The sequence below is a fragment of the Planosporangium flavigriseum genome (assembly GCF_011947225.1).
Classification (GTDB): domain Bacteria; phylum Actinomycetota; class Actinomycetes; order Mycobacteriales; family Micromonosporaceae; genus Planosporangium; species Planosporangium flavigriseum.
In genome coordinates this window covers 175,617-201,582 of record NZ_JAATVW010000006.1, presented here as the reverse complement: position 1 = coordinate 201,582, position 25,966 = coordinate 175,617, and the positions used below count along the sequence as shown (strand labels likewise).

Sequence of the window (25,966 nt, the reverse complement as noted above, 5' to 3'; positions counted from 1 at the left end):
TCTCGGCGACCGCTGGCGCTATCTTGACGCATTCTTAACGGCTGACGTCAGCCACCTCACACAGCCACCCGGCTGGCGGTGGTCGACATCGGCGGCCGCCTACGGCGCCCACTGGTGCACGTGGGATGACGCCCGCTACCCGACGTGCACCATCGGCCGGCGCCGGTAGTCGGGCTCGGCCTCCCGCAGGATCTCCCTGGTGAGCGGGGCGATCTCGCCCGCACCGAAGAGCAGGTAGCGCAGCAGGAAGACCAGGGGGTTGCCCTCGGTCCAGTTGAAGTAGATGTGCGGGGTCTTGCCGGTCATGTCGCGGACGGCCAGCATCAGCGCCGCGATCGCGTTGGCGATGGACGTACCTTCGACCCGCAGGATCCGGTACCCGTACCGCTCCTCCCCCCGTACCCGCAGGGGCGCTTCGAACTCGGACGGGTCGGTGACCTGGACCTCGACGAACAGCACCGGAGCCTCTTCGGGGATGTGGTGGTCGCGCCGCTCCTCAGCCTCCTTTTCCCGGTACTCCGCCTCGTCCCGGGCGTCCGGCTCGTTGGCGATGAGGTGGATCTCTCCGTACGCCGCCGCGTCCTCGATGAACTGCCGGGCAAGGTCGTCCATCTCCACGCCGGTGGCGCGCAGTTCGGTGGCGCGCAGGATCCGCGACAGCACCGAGAACGTGATGATGCCGGCGATGAACAGCGAGGCGATCTTCACACCGTCCGGGCGCTCGATGATGTTGGCGATCGTGGTGTACACGAAGATGAGGGTCACGAGGCCGAACGCGACGGTCAGCCGGTGGTGCCGGCGACGGCGGACCGACAGGGTCACCGCGACGGCCGCGGACGTGATCAGCACGAGGACACCCGTCGCGTACGCGCCGCCCTGCGCGTTCACGTCCGCCCGGAACACATACGTCACCAGGAACGCGATGGTCGTCAGGACCAGCACCAGCGGCCGCAGCGCGCGGGTCCACTCCGGCGCCATGCCGTAGCGGGGCAGGTACCGGGGTATCAGGTTGAGCAGCCCGGCCATGGCCGAGGCGCCGGCGAACCACAGGATCAGCACGGTGCTGACGTCATAGACGGTGCCGAAGATGCTGCCCAGGTACTCGTGCGCAAGGTACGCCAGCGCCCGGCCGTAGGCCCGGCCACCCGGATTGAACTCATGCCGCGGAATCAGCAGCGTCGTCGCGATGCTGCTGGCGATCAGGAAGCCGCTCATGATCAGCGCTGCCGTGGTCAGCAACCGGTGCGCGCCCCGGATCCGGTCTTCGATCTCGCCAGGGCGGGCGCGGATCAGGGGCATGACCGCCACCCCGGTCTCGAACCCGGACAGGCCCAGCGCCAGCCTCGGGAACACCAGCAGCGCCACCGCCGCCATGGCCAGCGGGCTGGGGTACTGCGTCAACAGCGTGTGACGCCAGTCCGCCACCACGTGCGGGGTGCTGGCGATGTGGGTCAGCGCGGCGCCGACCACGACGGCGTTGAGCGTCAGATACACCCCGACGAGGACAACCGCGATGGTGATCGCTTCCCGGAACCCCTTCAGGAACACCGCGCCCAGCAGCGCGAGCAGGACCAGCGTCACGCCCATCTGATGGCCGTGCAGCGCAGCCGGCGCGTACGGGTTCTCCAGCACGTGGGCGGTCGCATCGGCCGCCGACAGGGTGATCGTGATGATGAAGTCGGTGGCCGCGAAGCCCAGCAGCACGAGGACGAACAGCTTGCCGTGCCATTTCGGCAGGATGCGTTCCAGCATCGCGATCGAGCCCTGGCCGTGCGGGCTCTCCCGGGCCACCCACCGGTACACCGGCAGCGCGCCGAACAGGGTCAGCGCGACGAGCAGTACGGTGGCGATCGGCGCCACCGCGCCGGCGGCGAGGACCGCGATGCCCGGCTGGTAGCCGAGCGTGGAGAAGTAGTCCAGGCCGGTCAGGCACATCACCTGCCACCACGGCCGACCCACGACCCTCCCCGGCCTGATGTGCGGGCCCGGCACGGGTGCGTGGTCCTGCTGGAGATCGTCGAGCAGCCACCCCCTCAGCCCTGGCCGGCGTTCGACCGGTACGGCGTCGACTACCACCTGGCTCATCGCTCGGTCCGATCCTCGGGGGCGCTCATGGCCCGCTACCCTCATCGCGCACCGTCCAACTGTCGATCCGGTCGAGGATGGCCGGGTCGGCCCGCTGGACGTCGATATCGGGCGGTGGCTTGCCCACCGCGTCCAAGTCGGCAGCGGGCAGGCTGAGCGTCATCGTCAAGCCTCCCCCGGCAGTGGTCTCGGGGGTGAGATCGCCGCCCATCGCCTGGGTGAAGCCCCGCGACAGCGCCAGGCCGAGCCCGGCGCCGGTCTCGTGCTCGCCACCGTCCCACTGCTGGAAGGGCAGGAAGACCTTCTCCCTGTCGGCGATCAGGATGCCGGGGCCGTGGTCGATCACCCGTACCTCGACCTGGCCACCGTGCTCGCTGACGGAGACGGTCGGCGGCCGCCCGGCGGGGCTGAACCGTACGGCGTTGGCGATCAGGTTGACCAGGACTCGCTCCAGCAGGGCAGGGTCGGCGTACAGCTCGGGTACGTCGTCGGGAACCTCGAGACCGACGCTGCGCCCCGCCTCCCCAAGGGCCTGGACCGCGCGCGGCAGCGTCTCGTCGACGCTGACCAGCTGCAGGCGCATCGCGAGCGCTCCGGCCTGCAACCGGCTCATGTCGAGCAGGTTCTCGACCATCCGGCCGAGACGGTCGATAGATACGTCGGCGGTGGTCAGCAGTACGGCCCGGTCCTCGTCGTCGGCGGCCACCTCGTGGCTGCGCAGACTCGCGACGGCGTCCTTCACCGCCGACAGCGGGGTCCGCAGATCACGGCTGACCGCGCCGAGCAGCGCGCTGCGCATGCGGTCCACCTCCGACAGCACGGTGGCCGCGCCTGCCTGCTCGGCCAGCCGCTCCTGCCGCAGCGCGAGCGCCGCCTGCGCGGCGAACGCCTCCACGACGCGCCGGTCTGCGGCGTCGAGCGGGCGCCCACGCAGGACGAGCGAGAGGCCGCCGATGATCGGCACGTCCGTGTCACCCTCACTGGGGGTGGCAGCCGGCGGCCCGCCGACGTACGCGGCGATCCGCCAGGCCGCGGGGTCGTGGCGTTGCTCCGGACCGTGCGGCGCGTCCGGGGTCAGCTCCAGCAGCGTGACGCTGGCCAGTGAAAAGGTCTCACCGACCTGTTCGAGCAGGGCCGGCAACGGGCGCTCGCCGCGCAGGACGCTGCCCGCGACCGTGGTCAGCGTCTCGGCCTGGGCCCGGGCGTGGGCCGCCTCCCCCGTCCGCCGCGCCGCCAACTGGACGACGGTGCTGACCGCGACCGCGGCCAGCAGGAAGATGAACAATCCCAACCGGTCCCCGAGTCGGGCGATGGCCAACTGGTGCAGCGGTGGGATGAAGTACCAGTCGACCAGAAGGGCACCCAGCGCGGCCGCGAACAGGGACGGGAGGATGCCTCCGACGAGCCCGACCGCCAAGACAGCGAGCAGGTAGGACAGGATCTCACCGGCCATCGACAGGTCGGCGCGCACCCGATCCAGCAGCAGGGTCAGCAGCGGCAGCCCCACCACCGCGAGGGCCAGCCCGGCGAGCTGGCGACCGCGGGTCAGCCCGGCGGTGATCCGCACCGGCTGCCGGCCGCGCTTCGCCTCCTCGTGGCTGACCAGGTGCACGTCGATGTGGCCGGATTCGGCAGCGGTGGTGACGCCGACGCCCGGCGAGAAGATCTGCGCGAGCCGGCCGCGGCGACTCGTACCGAGGACGAGTTGGGTGGCGTTGACCCCGCGGGCGAACTCCAGCAGCGCGGCCGGGACATCGCTGCCGACGACCTGGTGGTAGGTCCCGCCGAGGCTCTCGACCAGCACCCGCTGGCGAGCCAGGTGCGCCGGGTCGGCACCGGCCAGCCCGTCGCTACGCGCGACGTGCACGGCCCGCAGTTCGGCCCCTTTGGTACGCGCGGCGATCCGCCCGGCCCGCCGGACCACCGTGTCGCCCTCGGAGCCTCCGGTCAGCGCAACGACGACCCGTTCGCAGGTCTCCCAGGTCTGGTCGATGTGATGGCCGGCGCGGTAGCGGTCCAACTGGTCGTCGACCTTGTTCGCCAGCCACAGCAGCGCCAGTTCGCGCAGGGCGGTGAGGTTGCCGACCCGGAAGTAGTTGCCCAGCGCCGCGTCGATCTTGTCCGGCTGGTAGATGTTGCCGTGCACCATCCGCCGTCGCAGCGCCTCCGGGGTCATATCGACCAGTTCGATCTGCTCGGCGCGGCGCACGACCTCGTCCGGCACGGTCTCGCGCTGCACCACGCCGGTGATCTCCTGGATGACGTCGTTGAGCGAGTCCAGGTGCTGGATGTTCAGGGTGGTGACGACCGTGATGCCGGCCTCGAGCAACTGCTCGATGTCCTGCCACCGCTTGGCGTTACCGCTGCCGGGGACGTTCGTGTGGGCCAACTCGTCGATCAGGGCGACCTGCGGGCTGCGGGCGAGGACGGCGTCGAGGTCCATCTCGGTGAAAGTGGCGCCGCGGTAGGCCATCTCCTTACGCGGCACGACCTCCAAACCGTTGCGGAGGAGCGTTTCGACCACCCGCCGGCCGTACGTCTCGACGAACCCGATGACGACGTCGGTGCCGCGGTCATGGCGGCGCCGCCCCTCTTCCAGCATCTTGTACGTCTTGCCCACGCCGGGCGCAGCCCCGAGGTAGACGCGAAGCTGTCCGCGCGCCATCCCGTCCTCCCCTAACGGCGGTAGGGGTATTTCCGGTCGAGGTCCACGTTGAGTTCGAGGACGTTGACGGCCGGTTCGCCGAGGAAGCCGAGGGCGCGCCCGGTGGTGTGCCGGTCGACCAGTTGCAGCACAGTGTCAACGGTAGTTCCGCGCGCCTTCGCCACCCGGTTTGCCTGCAATCGAGCGTACGCGGGGCTGATGTCGGGATCGAGTCCGCTGGCGCTGGCGGTGACCGCGTCGGCGGGTACCGCGGGGTTGGCCGGGGCGTCGCCGCGCACCGGCGTCACGATGCCGCGGGAGTAGTCCTCTTCCGCCTTGGCGCACTCGACGGGCACGCCCTGGTACGTCGCGACGAACGGCGGTACGGGGCAGCGCTGGTTGAGGCTGACCGCGCGGGTGACCGGGCCGGTGATCCCGTTCCGGTGGAAGACCGCGAGGACGGCGCCGACCCCCTCCGGGGTGCAGTACGGGCGCCGCCCGTCCACGCCCTCCAGTTCGCCGACGCTCCGACTGCGGGCGCAGACCAGGGTCAGCAGGCTGGGCTTGTCCGGGCCGGGGTCGACGACGCTGTTCGGCCCCAGGTTCGACCCGCCGCTGGCGGTCGGGTCGTAGCCGTTGCCGCTGCCGGCCGCCGACGGGCGCGACTGGAAGTACTGCCCGAGCGGCTGGCCGTGGGCGTCGGCGAAGGGCTGGCCGATGAGCCGGCTGCCGGCGTCCGCGCCGTTCGGGGCCACGACCGGCGAGCCGTCGGCCGCGTGCTTCAGCCCGGGAAGCTGCGCGACGGCGACCATGACCAGCGGATAGCCGATGCCGAGCAGCACGGTGAGGACGAGCAGCGCGCGTAGCGCGGCGAGATGCTGCGACAACCAGTACGGAAGACGCATCGCTACAGCCCCGGCAGGTACTGGACCACCAGGTCGATGACCTTGATGCCGACGAACGGGGCGATGATGCCGCCGACGCCGTAGACGAGCAGGTTGCGCCGGAGCATCGCGGCCGCGCTCCCCGGGGCGTAGCGCACTCCGCGCAGCGCGAGCGGGATCAGCGCGACGATGATGATCGCGTTGAAGATGACCGCGGACAGGATCGCCGAGGCCGGGCTGTGCAGCCGCATGATGTTCAGCCGGTCCAGGCCCGGGTAGACAGCGACGAACATCGCCGGAATGATCGCGAAGTACTTCGCGATGTCATTGGCGATCGAGAACGTCGTCAACGCGCCCCGCGTGATGAGCAACTGCTTGCCGATCTGAACGATCTCGATCAGCTTTGTCGGGTCGGAGTCCAGGTCGACCATGTTGCCGGCCTCCTTGGCCGCCGACGTGCCGGTGTTCATGGCCACCCCGACGTCGGCCTGCGCCAGCGCGGGGGCGTCGTTGGTGCCGTCGCCGGTCATCGCGACCAGCTTGCCGCCCTCCTGCTCCTTCTTGATCAGGTCCATCTTGTCCTCGGGCTTGGCCTCGGCAAGGTAGTCGTCCACGCCCGCCTCGGCCGCGATCGCCCGGGCGGTCAACGGATTGTCACCGGTGATCATCACGCTGCGGATGCCCAACCGCCGCATCGCGTCGAATCGCTCCCGCATGCCGACCTTGACGACGTCCTTGAGATCGATGACGCCGAGCGCTCTCGCCGGCTCACCCGCCCGCTTCTCCGCCACCACCAGTGGTGTCCCACCGCTGGCGCTGACGCCGTCGACGACCGTCGCGACGTGGTCGCTGGTGTGCCCGCCGTGGTCACGTACCCATTTCAGCACCGCGCTCGACGCGCCCTTGCGGATCTGCCGGACGTCGCCGGGAGCACAGAGGTCGACGCCGGACATCCGGGTCTGTGCGGTGAACGGCACCCAGTCGGCGCACTGGATCTGCCGTTCACGCAGTCCGTAGCGCTCCTTGGCGTGGACGACGACCGAACGCCCCTCCGGTGTCTCGTCGGCGAGGCTGGACAGCTGGGCCGCGTCGGCCAGCACCTTCTCGTCCACCCCGTCCACGGGCGTGAACTCCGTGGCCTGCCGGTTGCCCAGCGTGATGGTGCCGGTCTTGTCCAGCAGCAGCGTGTTCACATCGCCCGCGGCCTCGACCGCCCGGCCGGACAAGGCCAGCACGTTGCGCTGCACGAGCCGATCCATGCCGGCGATGCCGATCGCCGACAGCAGCGCGCCGATCGTGGTGGGGATGAGGCAGACCAGCAACGAGACGAGCACGATGCCGGTCACGCCGTGCGGCGTCAACGCCTGGGTGGACGGCGCGGCCGGGGTCTGTGCCTTCGCGAAGATGGCCAGCGGCTGGAGCGTCGCGACCGCGAGCAGGAAGATGATCGTCAAGGCCGCCAGCAGGATGTTCAGCGCGATCTCGTTCGGGGTCTTCTGCCGGTTGGCGCCCTCGACCAGGGCGATCATCCGATCGATGAAGCTCTCCCCCGGCTTCTGGGTGATGCGTACGACGATCCGGTCCGACAGCACCTTCGTGCCGCCGGTGACCGCCGACCGGTCCCCACCGGACTCCCGGATCACCGGCGCGGACTCGCCCGTGATCGCTGACTCGTCCACGCTGGCGATCCCCTCGATCACGTCACCGTCACCGGGGATGATCTCGCCGCCCTCCACCACCACGACATCGCCGAGGCGCAACGCCGGCGCCGGCACGGCCTCCTCGTCGAGGTGCGCGGCACCGGGAGTCCAGTTGCGCAGCCGGCGGGCGATGGTGTCCTTCTTGGCCAGCCGCAGCGTCTCCGCCTGCGCCTTGCCCCGCCCTTCGGCGACCGCCTCGGCGAGGTTGGCGAACACCACGGTCAGCCACAGCCAGATCGCGATCGTCCAGGCGAAGACGGTCGGATGGGCGATCGCCAGCACGGTGGTGAACACCGAGCCGATCTCGACGATGAACATGACCGGGTTACGCCACAGCGTGGTCGGGTTGAGCTTGCGCAGCGCGTCCGGCAAGGACCTGATCAGTTGCCATGGATCGAGCAGGCCGGCCCGGACCCGGTTCGGGGCGGCAGACGGCGGCTGGGCCGCGGGTGGCGACTTCTGTGTGGTAGTCATAGCCCCTCCGCGAGGGGACCGAGGGCGAGGGCGGGCAGGTAGGTCAGCGCGATCGCGATCAGGACGATGCCGACCACCATCCCGACGAACAGGGGCTGGTAGGTCTTGAGCGTGCCGGCCGACGCCGGTACCGGCCGCTGTGCCGCGAGCGACCCGGCCAGGCCGAGGACGAAGACCATGGGCGCGAACCGGCCGAGGAGCATGACCGCGCCGAGCGTCGTGTTGTACCACGTGGTGTTGGCGTTGAGACCGGCGAAGGCCGAACCGTTGTTGTTGGCCGCCGAGGTGTACGCGTAGAGCACCTCGGACAGTCCGTGCGGCCCGGCGTTGAGCATCGACGCCCGCGCCGACGTCAGCGACATCGCGGCCGCGGTGCCGACCAGTACCAGCGCCGGCGTGGTCAGGAAGTACAGCGACGCGAACTTGATCTCGCGGGCGCTGAGCTTCTTACTCAGGTACTCCGGGGTGCGACCGACCATCAGCCCGGCCACGAAGACCGTGATCACGGCGAGGACGAGGATGCCGTACAGGCCCGAACCGGTCCCGCCGGGCGCTATCTCGCCCAGCATCATGTTGGCCGTCAGCCCCGCTCCGCCGAGCGCGGTGTACGAGTCGTGCATCGAGTCGACCGCACCGGTCGAGGTCAACGTGGTCGCGGCCGCGAAGGTCGCCGACTGCGGTACGCCGAACCGGACCTCCGTACCCTCGGTCGCGGCGCCCACGGCCTGTGGCACGGTGCCCTGGTGGGCGAGTTGGAAGGCGTTGACCGCGACCACGCTGCCGACCGCCAGCACTGCCATGATGATCGCGATCGCGAGGCCCTGCCGCCGGTCGCCGACCATCCGGCCGAACGTCCGGGGCAGCGAGAACGCGATCACCAGCAGCAGGAAGACCTGGATCCAGTTGGTCCAGCCGGTCGGGTTCTCGAACGGATGGGCGCTGTTGGCGTTGTAGAAGCCGCCGCCGTTCGTACCGAACTCCTTGATGATCTCCTGGCTCGCGACCGGCCCGCCGGGGATGTGCTGCGCCGCGCCGGCCAGGGTGTGCGCGTCGCGCCCGGCCGACAGGCTCTGCACCACGCCTGCGCTGATGAGCACCAGCGCCCCGACCACGGCGACCGGCAGCAGGATCCGCAGACAGGTGCGCACCAGATCGACCCAGAAGTTGCCCACTTCCGTGGTCCGGCTACGCGCGAACCCACGTACCAGCGCCACCGCGACCGCGATGCCGACCGCCGCCGAGGCGAAGTTCTGCACCGCCAAGCCGGCCATCTGTACCAGGTGCCCCATTGCGGTCTCGCCCGAATAAGACTGCCAGTTGGTGTTGGTCACGAAACTGGCCGCTGTGTTCCAGGCCTGGTCGGGCCGTACCGCGGGCCGTCCGAGCGAGAGCCACAGGTGGTTCTGCAGCCGCTGGAGCGCGTACAGCGCCAGCACCGACACCGCGGAGAAGGCCAGGACGCCGCGCGCGTACATGCGCCAGGTCTGCTCACCGTCGGGGTTGACCCCGACCAGCCGGTAGATGACCCGCTCCACCCGCCAGTGCCGGCGGGAGGTGAACACGCGGTACAGGTAGTCGCCGACCGGCCGGTACGCCACGGCGAGGGCGACCGCGAGAGAGGCGATGAAGAGCGCACCCGCGCCTGCGGTGCTCATCTAGAAGCGCTCCGGGAAGAGCAGTGCTACGACCAGGTACGCCAGCAGCCCGACGGCGAGGACGAGGCCGATCAGGTTCTCGGCGTTCACAGCTTCTCCACCCCGCGTAGCAGCAGTGCCAGGCCGGCGAATAGGAGCACCGTCAACAACACGAAGATCACGTCAGACACCGCGCCGCTCCTTCCTGCGCTTGGCGCCTCCCTGCCGGGAGAACTCACCGAACCGGTCGACCAGAAACCCCTGGCAGAGCACTGAACGGAGCACAATGGAGACCATTCCACCGCTGGCACTACCGACCAGCCAGCGCATGTACGTGTTCTCTACGCGTCCGGACCGTTTCTTGACGCGTTTTCTACGCGGTTGCGTCGCCGCCGATGCGGGCTGCGCTTAGCCGACCTCGGTCATCGAGCACGTGCGGTTTTCGGCTGCACGTCGATCATTGAGCGGAGACCGCGACGATGGTACGAGAAACCGGCGAAACGCCAGTTCATGGCGTCTCCGCACGGCGGCGGGTGGCGACGTCGGTGGCCGCCGGAATCAGTGCCGGCGTGCTGTCGGCGCGGCTGGTGCCGTGGCCGCTCGTACCGCTGGTCGCCTGGGACACTTCCGCGCTGACCTCGCTTCTCCGACTTCGCCTACCTCGCCTTCACCGTCGGCATGACGTTCCAGGTCTCCGACACCGAGTTGAACAACTCCGACTTCCGGGCCGTTGTGCTTCGGCATGCGCTGCTGTCGTACGTGTTCGGCACCGTCATCGTCGCGCTGACGATCAACTTGGTCGCCGGTCTGACGAAGTAGCCGCCAGGGCGCGGCCGTTCCCGCTATCTGTAATCAGATAGACGCCGTCCGTATCGATTGACAGGCTGTCGAAGTACCTCCGTCGATCGATCACCTCTACGCGGCGCCCTCACGTGGCCGCTGAGCGGAAGGAAGCGACATGTCCCTCGACGTACCAACCGCCCTGCTGGAACGGGCCGAGGCCGGCCCGGTCGACGACGCCGAGTTCGTCGCCTGCGTGCGCGACTCGCTGCCCTACGCCTGGCGCGTCATCACCGAGGCGGTCTCCGACCTCCGCCGTGACGGCGGCGAGTTCGCCGACCACGCCGTTCCGCCGCCCAGCGAGGCCGAGCGCGGCCAACTGCTGCGGGCGCTCGCCAGCGACGCGATCCGCGGGGGCCTCGAACGCCACTTCGGGGTGAAGTTGGCGTTCCAGAACTGCCACCGGGTCGCCGCGTTCACCCCCGCCGCCGTGGACGGGCAGGCCTACCGTGACTTCATCTCCCCGCGTGGCCAGCTGCTCAACCAGTCACCGGAGCTCCGTGACTGCTGATCCCCATGGTCCTTGAGACCCGAAGCCCGGTGGCCGCCGGCGTACGCCGGCGGCCACCGGGCTTCGGGTGGACCTGTTCCTGCTCGGCTCGGCGCCGAGGTGCTGCCGGCGCTCAGAAGTTCGCCGGTGACGCCGCCTCGGTAGTCAGCGGACGTAGCCCGTCAGTCAGCGGACGTAGCCCGTCAGTCAGCGGACGTAGCCCATCCAGGCCGGCCGGCAGCGGCGCGGTGTGCAGGACGCCGAGGCGCTGCGTCGCCCGGGTGAGGGCCACGTACAGGTCGCGGTACCCGCGCGTGGACTCGGCCACGATCCGGGCGGGCTCGACGACGATCACCGAGTCGAACTCCAGCCCCTTGGCCTGGCGTACGGTCAGCACCACCACCCGGCGCTCCAGGTCCGGCTGCTCGCCGATCGCCGCGTCGGGCACGGCCTTGGTGACCACCCGGCCCAGCTCGTACTCGTGCCCGGCGGGAACGATCACGCCGATCCTGCCGTCGGCCACCTCGGCGGCCTCCCGCAGCACGGCCTCCACCAGGCACTCGTCGAGCTGTGCCGGCTCTACCCGCAGGCCCCAGGGGTCCACCCCGCTGTGCCGCACCGAGCGCGGCGGCTGCAGGGACGGGTCGATGCCGGCCAGCACGCCGCCACCGACCGCCATGATCTCGGCCGGCGTGCGGTAGTTGACCGTCAGCTCCTCCAGCCGCCAGCGGTGGTCCACGTACGGCTCGAGCGCCTGCTCCCAGGACGTTGTCCCGCCCAGGTCACCGGTCTGGGCGACGTCGCCGACGACGGTCATCGACCGGTTCGGACACCGCCGCATCAGCAGCCGCCAGGCCATCGGTGACAGTTCCTGCGCCTCGTCGACGACGACGTGCCCGAAGGCCCACTTGCGGTCGGCCGCGGCGCGTTCGGCCGGGGTCAGCCGCAACTCCTCGTCGTGCCGGTCGGCGAGCCGCTCGGCCTCGAGGAGGTCGGTCGCCGCGAGGATCTCCGACTCCGCGTCGTCTTCGAAGTCGAGGGAGGCCGAACCGGACAGGATCTCCAGTGCGCCCTCGGCGTATGCGATCCGCTCCCGGCGCCGCTTCTCCGCGAGGGCGTTGATCGGCCGGTCGTCCTCGCCGAGCAGCTCGGCCGCCTCGTCCAGCAGCGGTACGTCCGCCGGGGTCCACCCGCCGGCCGGCTCGCGCCGCAGCAGGGCCCGCTCGTCGGAGGTCAGCGCAGGCGCGGCGGTGGCCAGCCGCTCGTCGGAGGCGTACAGGTCGCGGAGCAGCTTCTGCGGGGTGAGGATCGGCCACATCCAGTCCAGCGCGGCCTTGAGCTCCGGCTCCTCGCGCAGTTCCCGGCGGATCTCGGCGAGGTCGGCCTCGGACAGGACCTGTGGGTCGCCCGGCGCGTCGTCGCCACCGAGCGGGTCGTCGGCGTACGGGTCGGTGCCGATCTTCTCGGCGAGCTGCAGCGACAACGCGTGGATGACCTCGGTGTCGAAGATCGGACGGGCCAGGTTGTGCAGCTTGCCCGACTTCCGTGCCGCGGCCCGCGCGTCCTCGCAGATCGCCCGGTCCAGCCGGAGAGTGTCGCCCTCGATCGTGATGTCGATGTCGTTGTCGGGCACCTCCTGCCGGTCGCGGATCGCGGCGGCGAGCACGTCGGTCATCTCCAGCCGCCCCTTGATCTCGGCGGCCTCGGCCGACTCGGCGCGCCGGGCGGTGACCCCGGGGTACAGGTCGCCGACGGTGCCGAGCAGCACGCCGGTCTCGGCCAGTGAGGGCAGCACCTGGGAGATGTAGCGCAGGAACGTCTCGTTCGGCCCCACGACCAGCACCACCCGCGTGGACAGCTGCTGCCGGTACGTGTAGAGCAGGTACGCGACCCGGTGCAGCGCGACGGCGGTCTTGCCGGTGCCGGGGCCGCCCTGCACGACGAGGACCCCGCCCGGCTCGGCGCGGATCACCCGGTCCTGCTCGGCCTGGATGGTCTCGACGATGTCCTGCATCCGGCCGGTACGCCGGGCGTCCAGCGCGGCCAGCAGCGCGGCCTCGCCGGTCACCTCCTCGTGCGCGCCGGCCTTGACGGCGGTCAGGTCGAGCACCTCGTCGTCGAGGCCCACGACGGTCCGGCTCCTGGTCCGGATGTGCCGGCGCCGCGTGACCCCCTCCGGTGACGCCGCGGTCGCCAGGTAGAACGGGCGGGCCGCGGGCGCTCGCCAGTCGATCAGCAGCGGCTCGTAGTCGCCGCTCTCCTCGAAGACCCCGATACGGCCGATGTACCGGCGCTCCCCGGCTTCGAAGTCGAGCCGGCCGAAGCACAGGCCGTTCTCCACCGCGCTGAGGTGGGCCAGTTGATCGGTGTACATGCGGATGGTGGTCTCGCGTTCAGACCGCGCCTGCGGGGTACCGCCGGTTGCCCGCAGGGAAGCGTCCAGCCGATTGGACGCCTGCGCACGCAGGTCGTCGAGCCGGCCGTACAGCATCGACACGTACTCCTGCTCCCGACCGAGCTCCGGGTTGTCGACGTCTCGGTTGTCGACGTCTCGGTTGTCGGCGCAGAAGGCCCGAGCGTTTGACAAACTGACTCCCTGTCCGCTATTCTCTGGCGACATAACGGCATTCTCGCCGTTCTTTTTTTATGCCCGAACCACCAAAGATAGCGTGCCTTGCGCGCGCAGGTGAGTCGACTGTTGTCGATAACGGGTTTCGGCCGGTCAGTACTGCCCCGCGGTCCATACGCCGGGCGGTGGGCCGGTCCGGGCGGGCTGGTCGCCGTACCATTTCGCATTCGCTTCGTAACACTCGACCGCGGCGGGCGGCAGGCCGATCGCGTCCAGCAAACGCTCGGCGTACCGGGGCTGCGCGGTCAACGCCTCGTAGCTGGATACGAGGTACGGCAGGCCCAGCTCGAAGACCCCGGCGAAGATCTCGCGGTACGCGCGGCGGAGGTTGGCGAAGGCGGTCTCGCGGTCGGCGGCCAGCCGGCGGTTCAGTTGGCTGTCGACCATCGTGAACCAGTCCCGGGTCGTGATCACGACCTGGACGTCCTCGGCCTTCACGCCCTCGGCCTTCACGCCCTCGGCGTCCAGGAGCGCGACCAGGTCCCGTACGGTGAACCACTCGAACCCGTGCGGGAAGCTGCGCCGTAACAACCGGGGCCGGTCGTCTGCCGGCAGTTGCGGGCCGTCGTCACCGCCGATGATCCCCACCGATCGGCAGCCGGCCCGCCGCAGTAGCTCAGCGGTCAGTTTCGTGCCGCTGGACTCGGGGCCGATCAGCAGGAACCCCCGCGTCATGCGGAGTAGCTGCCGTCGCCGGTCCGGTTCGCACCGGCGCCCTCGGCCGGGGCGCCGTCCGGTTCTTCATCGCAGCCCCCGACGATCGTGCCGCCGACGCTGACTGCGGTCGTGGCGTCGCTGTACGGGCCGCCGACCGGGGTTCCCATGCCGCCGCTCGTGGCGTCACCGGTGGTCGGGTTGGCCACCTTGCCCGGCCCCTTGGGCTCCCGGTTGTGGTACGGGTGAGCGGCGGCCGGGCCGGCCTTGCCGCCGGTCGTCGTCACCATTCCCCGGGTGTCCGTCGGGCCGCCGGACTCGTAGATGAACGGATCGATGGGGTGGTCGGCCACGTCCTGACTTTCCGCGGCCGCCCTGGCCTGCCCCGCCTCGTCCTGCGGCTCGGTGACCTCGTCGAGGTAGCCGGGTCCGTATCGGTCGTACTCGTCCAGCACCTCCTCGGCGCCCCGCTTCGCGGCGTCCGGGAGCTTGGTTTCCGGGTACTGGATGTCCGGGGTCCTGACCTCCTGGCCCCCGGAGTCCTGGTTCCTGGCGTCCCGGTCCTGCGGGTTGCCCACGTCGCTCACCTCGCCGCGCTCTCGCCTCGTCCGGTCGGTACCAACTGAGGGCCTGCCCGCCCCCGTCCGGGCGAAACCTGGCGCTGCCGGTCGATTGAACGTCGCACCGCGCACCGGCGCGTTGTCGCACCTGGCGGCGGCGTGTTGGCGTACCGTCAAGGCCGCCGGCCCATCGCTTGTCATCGAAGACGCCGCTGTCGGGCCGCGCCCGGCTGGCACCGCACGAGCGAGAGGACGTGGGCATGGGGTCGCTTCGAAAGACCGGTGTCTGGCTCGGCCTTGCCGAGGACAGCGAAGAAGACCTGGACGAGGACGACTACACCGCGGACGAGCTGCCGGTGCGGTCCCGGCGGCACCCGGCGGTGCGGGCGGCCGCGGCACGGGCGGCGGCGGAGCGGGCTGCTGCGGAACGGCGCCTGCCGGTGCCGGTGGACAGCGCCCCGGAGCCGGAAACCGAGCCCATGCAGATCGCCACGATCCACGCCCGCGGCTTCCGTGACGCACGGATCATCGGCGAGTACTTCCGCCAGGACGTCCCGGTCATCATCGACCTCTCCGGGCTGGATGACCCGGACGCGCGGCGCATCGTCGACTTCGCGGCGGGCCTGATCTTCGGTCGCCGCGGCAACATCCACCGGCTGACCCGCGGGGTCTTCCTGCTCTCACCGCTCGGCACGGCCATTCTGACCGGCGAGGGCCAGAAGAGCAGCGGCGGCGACTTCTTCGATCAGGCCTGAGCCCGCGCCACGAGCGCGAGATACCGCTCGTAGCGCTCCTCCAGCACCGGGTCGGCGACGGGATCGTGCCGGCGTACGACCCGTACCGTTGCCGCCACCGCGTCGGTGAGCGAGGAGTACCAGCCCAGGCCGATACCCGCGAGCGCGGCCGCGCCCCGGGCCCCGGCCTCGTCGCTGTTGACCACCTCCACCGGCAGGCCGGTCACGTCGGCGAGCAGTTGCGACCACTGCGGGCTGCGCGCGCCGCCGCCGGCGAGCCGGGCCGGGCCGGCGAGGTCGAACGCCTCCCGTAGCGCGTCGAGGTGGGTGCGGTGGTTGAACACGACACCGTCGAGCACGGCGCGCAGCAGGTGCCCACGCCCGTGCCAGGCGCGTACCTCGGCGAACGACGCCGCGATCCCGTCGCCGTGCGGTGACCCGTACAGGAACGGCAGGAACAGCGGCGCGTCGGCGGGCGCGGTCGCCGCCCCGGCGGCCACCGCCGCGGCGAAGTCCGGTCGCCCGTCGCCGTCGTACGGGCCGAGCAGCCGGACCGCCCAGTCCAGGTTGGACGCCGACGACGGGGAGGTCGACATGTGCATCCACCGGCTCGGCGACAGGAAGTTGCGGGCCTGCCAGCGGTGGTCCAGGCGGAAGTCGGCGGCGACGACCTGATTGATCGAGAAGGTGCCCATCACGATCGAGACAGCGCCGGCATCGACGGCACCCAGGCCGAGGGCCGCCGCGTCGACGTCGTGGGCGCCGGTCACGACCGGGGTGCCGGCCCGTAGACCCGTCTCGGCCGCGGCGCGCTCCGTCACCCGGCCGGCCACCTCGTCGGCCCGCAGGATGGGCGGCAGCTTCCCGGTACACGCTTCGAGGCCGTAGAGGGCGAGGGCGTCGGCGGCGTACCCCTGGTCGGCCACGTCGGTGAACGACGCGCTCGCCTCGGTCGGGTCGGTGGCCGGCACCCCGGTCAACCGGAAGCGCAGCCAGTCCTTGCAGAACAGCAGCCACCGGGCGCGCTCCAGCGTCGCCGGCTCGTGGTCGCGCAGCCAGGCGTAGACGGCGGCCGGCGAGGCGGCGAACGGTGACTGCCCGGTCAGCGGCAGGGCCCGCTCCGCGGTACCGTCGGTTCGGTACCGCGCGACGTACTCGTGCGCGCGTGAGTCGGTGGCGAGGATCGCCGGGCGCACCGGCGATCCGTCACCGTCCACTGCGTACACGCCGTCGTTGTGCCCGCAGAGCCCGATCGACGCGACGGCCCGGCCGTCGCGGCCGGCGGCGCGCAGGCACGCGGCGATCGCGGTGGCGGTCTGCCGCCACGCCTCCTCCATGTCCCGCTCCTGCCAGCGCGGGTACGGGCTGGACACGCGTGTGTCGGCGCGGCCGGCGGCCACCGCCCGACCGGTGTCGTCGAACAGGACTGCCTTGGTGACCGTCTGGCCGGCGTCGATGCCGAGCAGATAATTCACGTCCAGCCCAGCGCCTTCGCGTTCGCCCCGGACGCCACCCGGCCGGTCGCCGCGTACTCGGCGACCGCCTCGACGACCAGACGGGCCGAGGTCAGGTTCGTCTCCTCGGTGTCGCCGCCGAAGTGCGTGGTGAGCGTGGTGTTGTCCAGCCCGCGCCACGGACTGTCCGCTGGCAGCGGCTCGGCGTCGAAGACGTCCAGGCCGGCGCCGGCGATCCGGCCGGCCGCGAGCACGCCGTGGAGCGCGTCGGTGTCGACGACCCGGCTGCGCGCGACGTTGATGAAGTACGCGTGCGGCTTCATCAACGCGAACTGCGCCGCGCCGATGAACGTGTCGGTCTCCGGCGTGTGCCGGGCCTGCACGACGACGAAGTCCGACGACGCGAACACCTCGTCCAGGGTGGACACCTGCTCGACGCCGTGCTCAGCGAGGGCAGCCGGAGACGTATACGGGTCGTAGGCGATCAGCCGGCAGCCGAAGCCGGCCAGCCGCCGCGCGAACTGCGCGCCGACGTGACCGAACCCGACCATGCCGACCGTACGGCCGGCGATCTCGATCCGCGCCCCGGGGAAGTCCTTGCGCCACCCACCCGAACGGACCGACGCGTCGGCGCGGGCGATGTTACGGGCCTCGGCGAGCATGAGTCCGATCTGCAGTTCGGCGACGGCGCCAGCGTTGCGTCCGTACACCGGCACCACCCCCACGCCCCGCGCCGTCGCCGCGTCGACGTCGACGTTCTCCAGCCCGGTACGCGCCACCGCGATCAGGCGCAGCGCGTCGCCCGCGGCGAGCACCTTCTCCCCCACCGGGGCGAAGTGCGCGCACAGCACCTCGGCGCCGGCCACGGCGGACAGCAGGGCCGGCGCCGGCTCGACCGCGTTCGGGCCGCGCGCCTCCATGATCTGCTGCCACTCGTGCTGGTCTTTCTTGTCGCCCGGTAGGTCGACGGTGCGCACCGGGCCGAAGTCCGGCCCGAGCCGCTCGCGCAGCGCCGACACGTACGGGTCCGCCGGAATGAAGCCGTCTCCGACCACGAGGGTGTGCATTCAGGCCCCCGGAGTGATCTGGATCTTGCGGCCGACACCGGCCTGGAACTGGCCGAGGGCGTCCGCGTACTGGTCAAGCGGGAACCGGTGGCTGATGAAGATCTCCGGCGGCAGCACCCCGGTGGCGAACAGGTCGCCGGCCCGCTCGAAGCTGTGCAGCACGGCCATCGAGCCGGTGATCGTGATCTCCTGGTTGTAGATCTTGAACGGCTCGACCTCGACCCGGGCGTCGTAGTTCGCGACACCGAACTGCAGGAACGTCCCGCCCTTGCCGACCCGCCGCAGCCCGTCGGCGATCGCGGCCGCGACACCGGTGCAGTCGATGACCACGTCCCAGCCGCGCGGCGCGGCCAGCTCGTCGGCCGAGGTCACCGCGGCGGTGCAGCCGAGCAGCCGCGCCGTTTCGAGCCGCTGCGGGTTGAGGTCGACCATCGACACGCTGGCCGCCCCCGCCCGCTTGGCCAGCTCCATCATCATCAGGCCCATCGTGCCCGAGCCGTAGATCAGGTAGTGGTCGGCCATGTTGCGCGGCAGCACGTCGAAGCCGCGTACCGCGCACGACAGCGGCTCGATCAGGGCCGCGTCGGCGACCGCGACGCCGTCGGGCAGCCGGAAACAGTTCTTCACCGGCACCACGGTGTACTCAGCGGCGCCACCCGGGACGCTGATGCCGATGCCGCCCCAGTTCTCGCACAGGTTGCCGCGCGCCCGTTTGCAGTAGTAGCACTCTCCACAGTGCAGGGACGGGTCGACGGCGACCCGGTCCCCGACACCTACCTCGGTGACGTCCGGGCCCACCTCGACGACCGTGCCGGCGAACTCGTGGCCCGGCACGATCGGGTACGCGGGGGCGAACTCGCCCTCCATGATGTGCAGGTCGGTGCCGCAGATACCGCACCCGGCGACCTGGACCACCACGTCGCGCGGGCCGGGCGTCGGATCCGGGATCGTCTGGATCTCGATCCGACCCGGCTCGACGATGACCGCTGCTTTCACTTCACTGCTCCCATCGAGAGTCCGCGTACCAGCTTGTTCTGCGCCAGCCAGCCGGCCAGCAGTACGGGGAGGGACACCAGCGTCGCGGCCGCGCACAGCCGGGCGAGGAACAGACCCTCCGAGGAGATGAACCCGACCAGGAAGATCGGCGCCGTGCCGGATCGGGTGGCAGTCAGGTTGACCGCGAAGAAGAACTCGTTCCAGGCGAAGATGAAGCAGATCAGGGCGGTGGCGGCGATCCCGGGCGAGACGATCGGCGCGATCACCTTGCGGATCGTCAACCCGAGCCCGGCCCCGTCGACCGAGGCCGCCTCGACGATCTCGCGCGGCACCTCCAGCAGGAACGAGCGCATCATCCACACCGCTAGCGGCAGGTTCATCGAGGTGTACAGGATGACCATGCTCCAGACGTTGTCGAGCATGCCCAACTGCTTGATGACCAGGTACAGCGGCAGCAGCGCGGCGACAGCCGGCAGCATCTTGGTGGAGATGAAGAAGAACAGCGCGTCGCGCCACTTGTCGACCGGCCGCATCGACAGCGCGTACGCCGCCGGCGTGGCCAACACCAGCACCAGCAGTGTGGAAAAGCCGCTGGCCATCAGGGAGTTCAGCAGGTACGGCGTGATGTGCCGGCCGAAGACCTGCCGGTACTGGTCGAGCGTCGGGTCGAACAGCCAGGTCGGCGGGTTGCTGGCCGCGTCCTGCTCCTGTTTGAACCCGGTCACCACCATCCACAGGACGGGGAAGACGAAGATGATGCCGACCGCCCACGCGGTGACCGTCCAGGCGAGTTTCCTCAACGCCCCTCCTCCATCCGGAACAGGCTGGAGATGACCCGCAGCGCGAACGTGGCCACGATGATCGTGCCGATCACCACGACGACGCCGGCGGCGGCCGCCTCGCCGTACTCGAACTTGCGGAACGTGGTCAGGTAGATCTCGTACGGCAGGTTGGTCGTCGCCGTGCCGGGGCCGCCCTGGGTGATGGTGAAGACCGCGTCGAACGTCTGCACCAGGTAGATCGAGCCGAGCAGCGCACCCAACTCCAGGTACTGGCGCAGGTGCGGCAGCGTCATGCGGGTGAACACCTGCCGCGGCGCGGCGCCGTCGACCCGCGCCGCCTCGAGGACCTCCTCGCTCTGGCTCTGCAGCCCCGCGAGGAGGATCAGCATCATGAACGGCGTCCACTGCCAGACGAGCGTCGCCACCACGGCAACCATCGGGTAGTTGGAGACCCAGTCGGTGTGGCCGCCGAGCAGGCCGTTGATCAGACCGTACGTCGGGTTGTAGATCGCGTGTTTCCACAGCAGCGCGGCGGCGATCGGCATGACCAGGAACGGCGTGATGAGCAGCGTGCGCACCACGCCACGACCCGGGAACCTACGGTCGAGCAGGAGGGCCAGGCCGAGGCCGAGGACCAGCGACACCAGCACCGCGCTGGCCGTCAGCACGACCGTGTTGAGCAGCGCGGCCCGCAGGCGCGCGTCGGTGAGGACGGCCGCGTAGTTGTCCAGGCCCACGAAGCGGCGCTCGCCGGGGCGCAGCGCGTTCCAGCCGAAGGTGGACAGGTAGAGCGTGACGAGGAACGGAATCTGCGTCACGACGATCGCGAAGATCAGCGCGGGCAGCAGCGGCAGCCGGCGTACCAAGCGGTCCCGCGCGCCGGCGCGCTTCTGTTGGGCCGCCCGGGCACCGGACGGCGCGGCGCCGGTGGCAATCGCTTGAGTCATGTGACAGGCCCTTCCATGGTGGGCCGGCGCGCCCGCGACTCTCGCCGCGGGCGCGCCCGCTGCCTCTTACTTGCGGTACTTCTTCTTACTTGCGGTACTTCTTCGCGACGTCTTCCGCGAGCTTCTGGCCGTTGGCTAGGGCCTGATCGACCGGGGTGCCGTTCGCGATGCACGCGGCTATCTCCTGGGACACCTTCGTCCCAAGGTCGGCGAACTCGGGGATGTCGACGAACTGCACGCCGATCGTGGGCCGCGGCTGCACGCCCGGGTTGACCGGGTCCGCCTCCTCGATGGCCTTCAGCGTGATGTCGGCGAACGACTTGGCCGAGTCCTTGTACTGCGGGACGTCGTAGGTGGACTTCCGCTTACCGGCCGGCAGTCGCGACCAGCCCAGCTTCTCGCCGACCAGCTTCTCGTACTCCTTGCTGGTCGCCCAGGAGATGAACTTCCAGGCGTTGTCGGCCTTCTTCGTGGTCTTGGGCATCGCCCAGGCCCACGCCCACAGCCAGCCCGACGCCTTGGTCTTCACGACCGGGGCGTACGCGTAGCCGACCTTGCCGGCGACCTTGCTGGCCTTCGGGTCCTCGAGGGTGCCGGCGGCCGAGGTAGCGTCGTACCACATCGCGGCCTTGCCCTGGCCGAACGCGTTGAGGCACTCGGTGAACCCGGCCTGCGAGGCCCCGGGCTCGCCGTACTTGCGCACGGTGTCGACGTAGAACTTGACCGCCTCGGTGAACTCCGGCGCGTTGACCTTCGGCGTCCAGTCCTTCTCGAACCAGGTGCCACCGAAAGTGTTGACCACAGAGGTCAGGGGGGCGAACATCTCACCCCAGCCGGGCAGGCCGCGCAGGCAGATGCCCGCGGTGCCGTTCGCCTTGTCGTCGGCCTTGGCCGCCAGCTCCGCCACCTGCTGCCAGGTGGCCCGCTCCGGCATCGTCAAGCCCTTCGCGGCGAAGATCTCCTTGTTGTACATGAGGAAGGACGACTCGCCGTAGAACGGCGCGGCGTACAGCTTGCCGTCCTCGCCCGACAGCGACTTCACCACGGGCTCGATCAGGTCGCCCTTGTCGTAAGCGGAGTCGGAGTCGGCGTAGCTGGACAGTTCGTGCAGCCAGCCGTTCTTCGCCCAGATCGGCGCCTCGTACGCGCCGATCGTCGCCACGTCGTACTGCCCGCCCTGGGTGGCCACGTCCTGAGTCACCTTGTCGCGCAGTTCGTTCTCCGGCAGGATCGTGAACTTCACCGTGATGCCGGTCTGCTTGGTGAAGGCGTCGGCGGTGAGCTTGGCGATGTCTTCCATCTGCGGGTTGCCGACCATCAATGCCGTGATGGTCTTGTCGCTGCCGGCACCCGAGCCGGTGTCACCGGCGCCCGAACAGCCGCTGAGCACAAGGCCAACCGTGGCCGCACCCACCAGCAGCGATAACGCGGGCGAGCGGCGCCCTCTTGTCCCCTGTTTTTGCACAGCAGACCTCCAATGAGGGTAATGAGAGTGATGGTGAGAACTTCGTTGTCAGGTGGCGGGCGCCCGCTCAGCCGAGCGCGGTCATACCCGGAGCACCTGGGGTCCGAGGAGCGAGTAGCGGTGCGCTTCCAGGGTCGGCAGCGCGGTGTCGGTGACGATCGTGTCGAAGTCGGCGACCTCCGCGAACCGGCAGAAGGTGCTCACCCCGAACTTCGTGTGGACGCCCGCGAACACCCGGCGGCGCGCCACTTTGACGACCTGCGACTTCACGTCCGCCACCGCCGGGTCAGGGGTGGTGAGCCCGTGTTCGCGGGAGATTCCGTTGGCACCGACGAACGCCAGGTCGATGACGAAGCCGGCCAACATCCGGGTGGCCCAGTGATCCACCGTGGCCAGGGTGCGGCCGCGTACCCGGCCGCCGAGGAGCAGCACCGTGGTGGAGGTCGAGGCTGCGGACAGCATCGCGGCCGTGCTCAGCGACGCGGTGACCACCGTCAGCGAGCGGTCGATCGGCAGCGCCTCGGCGATCAACTGCGGGGTGAACCCCTCGTCGATAAAGACCGTCTCGGCGTCGCCCACAAGTTCGGCGGCTGCCGCGGCGATCCGCCGCTTCTCCGGCACCTGGCGCGTGGTCCGCATGGCGAGGGTCGTCTCGAACCTGGCGGTCTCCACCGGGTACGCGCCGCCGTGCGTACGCCGTACCAGCCCGTGCTTCTCCAGCAGGCGCAGGTCACGCCGGATGGTCTCCGGCGCCACCGCCAGGTCGGCGGCGAGCTTGGCCACGTCGACGGCGCCGTCCCGGCGAGCCTGGCTCAGGATCCGGTGTCGGCGCTCCTCCGTGTTCACCCGCACCTCCCTCCAGCGCTGCTGTTTCGCCCGGGTTTCAGGGGTGGAGAATGTCTAACATCCGCGTCATGGTGTGAACGGGCTCACAGCGTGACCATTCACGTCTGATTTTGCCCGTTCGGATGCAGGCAATCGAGCGGTTGAAACGCATTAATGAGGTCATCCGCTCACAAAGAGCGTGATCGATCGGACGTTTGCGGTGCCCGTTTGTTACCCGGTTGAGCGTTTGGGCATCCGGTCAGACCGTTGCGGGCTCCGTTCCCTCACGGAGGTCGAACTCGTACACCTGGCCGACGAGGTCGACGTCGAAGCTGTGGTGCGGCTCCTCCTGTACGAGAGCGAAGCCGCGCGACAGATAGACGTGGCAGGCCGCGACCAGCGGATCGTTGGTCCACAGCTTCATCCGCGCGTACCCGGCCCGGCGAGCGAACGCCACGCACTCGTCGACCGGCCGGCCACCGAGGTGATGCCCGCGGGCGGACGGGTCGACGAGCAGGATCCGCAGCTGCGCGGTGGCCTGGTCGGCGGTTTGGTCGGCGCTCTTGTCGGCGGCGACGCAGAAGACGCACCCGACCCGGCGCCCGTCCACCTCCGCAATCCAGGCGGCCTCCCGCGCCGCTGAGTTGGCGTTGCTGGGGCAGGTCCGATCTGACGGAGACCTAGCCACCACGGTGAGAACCACCTGGCGTTGGTTGGCGGACCAACGACATCGGCCGCTGCTGACCCTCTGGCTGGCGGCGTACGCCCTGTCGCTGACCGAACCGGACGGGCCATGGGCGGAGTTCGCCCGCCAGACCGTCGACGACTGGCTCGCGGTGCTCACCGCCGCTCAATCCTATGGTGACCGCGGTGGCGCCGCCGAACGCACTCTCGCGCTGGCGGTCCTGCGTGGAACGCTGTGGTCCCATCGATGCGGCTGAGCGGGTACCGTCAGACCACGCCGTCGTCCGACGGACGACCGGCCAACCATGACCTTGTTCTGAGGAGCATGGCATGCCGCGACAGATCGTCGCCGTTGTCCCAGGCTTCGGGGTCCGCCTGAGGGAGCTGCGCGAACAGCGGGGATTGTCACTGCGCCAGCTCGGGCGGCAGGTTCACTGCTCTCACGGCTACCTATGGGATCTCGAGGCGGGCGGCAAGCGGCCGAGCGCGTCCGTGGCGGCGCTGCTCGACGCGGCGCTCGGTGCCGACGGGCAGTTGTCAGCCATGGTGAGCGAGGTGTCCGCCGACAGCGGCGAACAGACCGCCGACGTCGGCGACACCGACGGCAAGGCAGCGCGCGGGCTAGAGTTCGCACCAGACTGGCGACACGGCGTAGAGGCCGCGGCTGAGCTGTGGCAGGCGGACATGCAACGGCGAGATCTTCTTGTGGGCGCGACGTTCAGCGCGGCTGCGTTCGTCACGCCGGCTCTCCGCTGGCTGACCTCGCGGCTTGATGAGGAGCCCGTCGGCCGCGGTGAGCGTGTCGTCGGAGAGCCGGATGTCGAGGCCGTGCGGCAGATCACGAGCGTCTACCGGGCGCTCGACAACAGGTACGGCGGTGGCCACGTCCGCGACCGGGTGGTCCGGTTCCTCGACACCGAGGTGGCGGGACTGCTGCGGGGCCGTTACGACGCCCGCACCGGCGCCGCGTTGCTGTCGGCGGCGGCCGAGGTGACCCAGCTCGCAGGGTGGGCCTCGTACGACGTCGGGCGAAACGGCCTGGCGCAGCGGTATCTGGTCCACGCGCTACGGCTGGCCGCCGCGGCGGGCGACCGCGCGCTGGGCGCGGAGATCCTCGCGGCGATGAGCCACCAGGCGGCCTACTTGGGCGCCTCGTCGGAAGCGGTCGACCTGGCCCGCGCCGCCGGGCGTACGGCGGCCGAGGCCGGGGCGACCGCGATCCAGGCAGAGTCGGCTGTGCTGGAGGCGCAGGGCCACGCGATCGGCGGCGACGAAGCAGCGTGCGCGGCGGCGCTGGACCGCGCCGAACGCGCCTTCGACCGCGCGGACCGCACCAGCGCCCCGCAGTGGATCGGCTACTTCGACGAGGCGTACCTGTCTGCGAAGTTCGGACACTGTTTCGCGGCTCTCGGCCGTGGTGACCTCGCCACCCGGTTCGCCGTGCGGTCGCTTCAGATGGATGGCCACGCGTACGCGCGCGGCCGGCAGTTCAACCTGGCGCTGCTGGCCGTCGCGCACCTGCATTCGGGCGATCCGGAGCAGGCCGGCACGGTGGGCCGACAGGCCGTCGAGGCGGCCACGGGCCTGCGGTCCCGACGCGCGCACGACTACCTCGCCGACCTCGCACGCCGGCTCGCGCCCTACGGCGACGTGACGGCGGTGCGGGAGTTCACGGAACGGGTACGGCCGGTGCTCCAGACGGCATAAGACCGGTCAGATCCGTCCGGTCGCCCTCGCGAGCAGGACCGCGAGCAGGCCCGTGACCGAACCGGAGCCGACGATCTCCCCTGCTTTGATCCGCTGCTCCACCTCGGCCAGCGGGATCCAGCCGAGCCGTTCGGCTTCGTTGACATCGGGCGCGGCGCCGGTGTGATCGGCTCCGCGAGACAGGTAGACGACGTTGCGCTGATCGATGGTGCCGACCATGGGCTGGAACTCCAGCAGTGGCTCCATCGTTCTGGGCCGCCAGCCGGTCTCCTCCTCGACCTCCCGGGCGGCGCACGCGGCCGGCTCCTCGTCCGGGTCGAGGTAGCCGCCGGGCAGCTCCCATACCCATCGGTCGATGATGAACCGGTGCCGCCACATCATCAGCACCCGGTCGGCGTCGTCGAGGACGACCACCATCGCCGCGGCGGGTACCCGGAGCACGTACTGCTCGAAGCGGACGCCGTCGGGTAGTTCGACGTCGGCGACGCTCAACACCGCGCGTCTGGTGTCGTCGACGACCCGCTCGCCGTGGATGGTCCACTCGCTGGCCCGCCGAGCACCCGTATCCATGCCCCGCACCCTATCGGCGTGCGCCGGCCCGTACTCCGCCAGGGCGACGGTGTCGGCTGACAGCTGCTGACGACGCACCGCTTCAACCTGCCACCCGCCACGGCCACGCTTGCCATCGAGGGACGTGACGGTCTGAGCCGG

Annotated in this window: 22 protein-coding genes and 1 pseudogene; 5 read left to right on the top strand and 18 right to left on the bottom strand. The window is 70.3% G+C overall.

The features are described 5' to 3' along the window. Positions 1-135 precede the first annotated feature (135 nt). From HC028_RS11730 to kdpF, 6 genes are read right to left on the bottom strand one after another with little or no spacing between them, the layout of a single operon-like run. A complete protein-coding gene (locus HC028_RS11730) occupies positions 136-2,085 on the bottom strand; it encodes an APC family permease (RefSeq protein WP_168076379.1) in 1,950 nt (649 codons plus the stop codon). A 25-nt stretch (positions 2,086-2,110) separates the two neighbouring features. After that, positions 2,111-4,750 (bottom strand): sensor histidine kinase, encoded by a 2,640-nt coding sequence (locus HC028_RS11725; RefSeq protein WP_168076377.1) that lies wholly within the window; start codon positions 4,748-4,750, stop codon positions 2,111-2,113. Between the two features lie 11 nt (positions 4,751-4,761). After that, positions 4,762-5,634: a potassium-transporting ATPase subunit C gene (locus tag HC028_RS11720; RefSeq protein ID WP_168076375.1), complete on the bottom strand. Its 873-nt coding sequence runs from the start codon at positions 5,632-5,634 to the stop codon at positions 4,762-4,764. Positions 5,635-5,636: 2 nt separating this feature from the next. Further along, complete coding sequence (gene kdpB / locus HC028_RS11715) at positions 5,637-7,787, bottom strand: potassium-transporting ATPase subunit KdpB (RefSeq protein WP_168076373.1); 2,151 nt, start codon at positions 7,785-7,787, stop codon at positions 5,637-5,639. After that, on the bottom strand, positions 7,784-9,442 hold the full coding sequence (gene kdpA / locus HC028_RS11710) for a potassium-transporting ATPase subunit KdpA (RefSeq protein ID WP_168076371.1): 1,659 nt from the start codon (positions 9,440-9,442) through the stop codon (positions 7,784-7,786). The genes kdpB and kdpA overlap by 4 nt, the downstream gene beginning before the upstream one ends. Beyond that, entirely contained in the window at positions 9,443-9,532 is a 90-nt protein-coding gene (gene kdpF / locus HC028_RS28125; protein ID WP_168076369.1) for a K(+)-transporting ATPase subunit F, read from the bottom strand. A 537-nt stretch (positions 9,533-10,069) separates the two neighbouring features. Between kdpF and HC028_RS11700 the strand changes: the two are divergent. Together HC028_RS11700 and HC028_RS11695 are read left to right on the top strand one after the other, a co-directional pair. Then, positions 10,070-10,240: pseudogene (locus tag HC028_RS11700) on the top strand (DUF1345 domain-containing protein); the annotation flags it as partial. Between the two features lie 139 nt (positions 10,241-10,379). Beyond that, entirely contained in the window at positions 10,380-10,772 is a 393-nt protein-coding gene (locus HC028_RS11695; protein WP_168076365.1) for an SCO5389 family protein, read from the top strand. Positions 10,773-10,884: 112 nt separating this feature from the next. On the opposite strand, the gene HC028_RS11690 is transcribed toward HC028_RS11695, so the two are convergent. The 3 genes from HC028_RS11690 to HC028_RS27045 form a co-directional block, all read right to left on the bottom strand. Continuing rightward, entirely contained in the window at positions 10,885-13,242 is a 2,358-nt protein-coding gene (locus tag HC028_RS11690; protein ID WP_239075242.1) for a HelD family protein, read from the bottom strand. A gap of 231 nt (positions 13,243-13,473) precedes the next feature. Next, entirely contained in the window at positions 13,474-14,055 is a 582-nt protein-coding gene (locus HC028_RS11685; RefSeq protein ID WP_168076361.1) for a hypothetical protein, read from the bottom strand. Next, positions 14,052-14,612, bottom strand: coding sequence for a hypothetical protein (locus HC028_RS27045; protein WP_203981116.1), 561 nt, complete (start codon positions 14,610-14,612; stop codon positions 14,052-14,054). The genes HC028_RS11685 and HC028_RS27045 overlap by 4 nt, the downstream gene beginning before the upstream one ends. A gap of 242 nt (positions 14,613-14,854) precedes the next feature. Between HC028_RS27045 and HC028_RS11675 the strand changes: the two genes are divergently transcribed. Then, positions 14,855-15,349 carry a cell division protein SepF gene (locus HC028_RS11675; protein ID WP_168076359.1) on the top strand — a complete coding sequence of 165 codons (495 nt, stop codon included), beginning with the start codon at positions 14,855-14,857 and terminating at the stop codon, positions 15,347-15,349. On the opposite strand, the gene HC028_RS11670 is transcribed toward HC028_RS11675, so the two are convergent. From HC028_RS11670 to HC028_RS11635, 8 genes are all read right to left on the bottom strand, one after another. Continuing rightward, positions 15,340-16,803 carry an FGGY-family carbohydrate kinase gene (locus HC028_RS11670; RefSeq protein WP_203981115.1) on the bottom strand — a complete coding sequence of 488 codons (1,464 nt, stop codon included), beginning with the start codon at positions 16,801-16,803 and terminating at the stop codon, positions 15,340-15,342. The two genes, HC028_RS11675 and HC028_RS11670, sit on opposite strands and share 10 nt — an antisense overlap. After that, positions 16,800-17,849: a 2-hydroxyacid dehydrogenase gene (locus tag HC028_RS11665; RefSeq protein WP_168076357.1), complete on the bottom strand. Its 1,050-nt coding sequence runs from the start codon at positions 17,847-17,849 to the stop codon at positions 16,800-16,802. The genes HC028_RS11670 and HC028_RS11665 overlap by 4 nt, the downstream gene beginning before the upstream one ends. Continuing rightward, positions 17,850-18,845, bottom strand: a complete 996-nt coding sequence (locus tag HC028_RS11660; RefSeq protein WP_168076355.1) for a zinc-dependent alcohol dehydrogenase family protein — start codon at positions 18,843-18,845, stop codon at positions 17,850-17,852. Continuing rightward, entirely contained in the window at positions 18,842-19,645 is an 804-nt protein-coding gene (locus tag HC028_RS11655; protein WP_239075228.1) for a carbohydrate ABC transporter permease, read from the bottom strand. The genes HC028_RS11660 and HC028_RS11655 overlap by 4 nt, the downstream gene beginning before the upstream one ends. After that, a complete protein-coding gene (locus HC028_RS11650; RefSeq protein ID WP_168076353.1) occupies positions 19,642-20,574 on the bottom strand; it encodes a carbohydrate ABC transporter permease in 933 nt (310 codons plus the stop codon). The genes HC028_RS11655 and HC028_RS11650 overlap by 4 nt, the downstream gene beginning before the upstream one ends. Positions 20,575-20,659: 85 nt before the next feature. Then, positions 20,660-21,964: an ABC transporter substrate-binding protein gene (locus HC028_RS11645; RefSeq protein ID WP_239075227.1), complete on the bottom strand. Its 1,305-nt coding sequence runs from the start codon at positions 21,962-21,964 to the stop codon at positions 20,660-20,662. Between the two features lie 156 nt (positions 21,965-22,120). Next, positions 22,121-22,885: a DeoR/GlpR family DNA-binding transcription regulator gene (locus tag HC028_RS11640; protein WP_168076351.1), complete on the bottom strand. Its 765-nt coding sequence runs from the start codon at positions 22,883-22,885 to the stop codon at positions 22,121-22,123. Positions 22,886-23,123: 238 nt separating this feature from the next. Continuing rightward, a complete protein-coding gene (locus HC028_RS11635; protein WP_239075226.1) occupies positions 23,124-23,555 on the bottom strand; it encodes a GNAT family N-acetyltransferase in 432 nt (143 codons plus the stop codon). Position 23,556: 1 nt separating this feature from the next. Between HC028_RS11635 and HC028_RS11630 the strand changes: the two genes are divergently transcribed. Further along, on the top strand, positions 23,557-23,805 hold the full coding sequence (locus HC028_RS11630; protein WP_168075984.1) for a hypothetical protein: 249 nt from the start codon (positions 23,557-23,559) through the stop codon (positions 23,803-23,805). A gap of 73 nt (positions 23,806-23,878) precedes the next feature. Continuing rightward, positions 23,879-25,255: a helix-turn-helix domain-containing protein gene (locus HC028_RS11625; RefSeq protein WP_168076347.1), complete on the top strand. Its 1,377-nt coding sequence runs from the start codon at positions 23,879-23,881 to the stop codon at positions 25,253-25,255. Between the two features lie 6 nt (positions 25,256-25,261). Here the strand turns inward: HC028_RS11625 and HC028_RS11620 are convergent, their stop codons facing one another. Further along, the gene (locus tag HC028_RS11620; protein WP_168076567.1) at positions 25,262-25,825 is read right to left on the bottom strand and encodes an NUDIX hydrolase; all 564 of its coding nucleotides are present in this window, start codon (positions 25,823-25,825) and stop codon (positions 25,262-25,264) included. Positions 25,826-25,966: the final 141 nt, after the last annotated feature.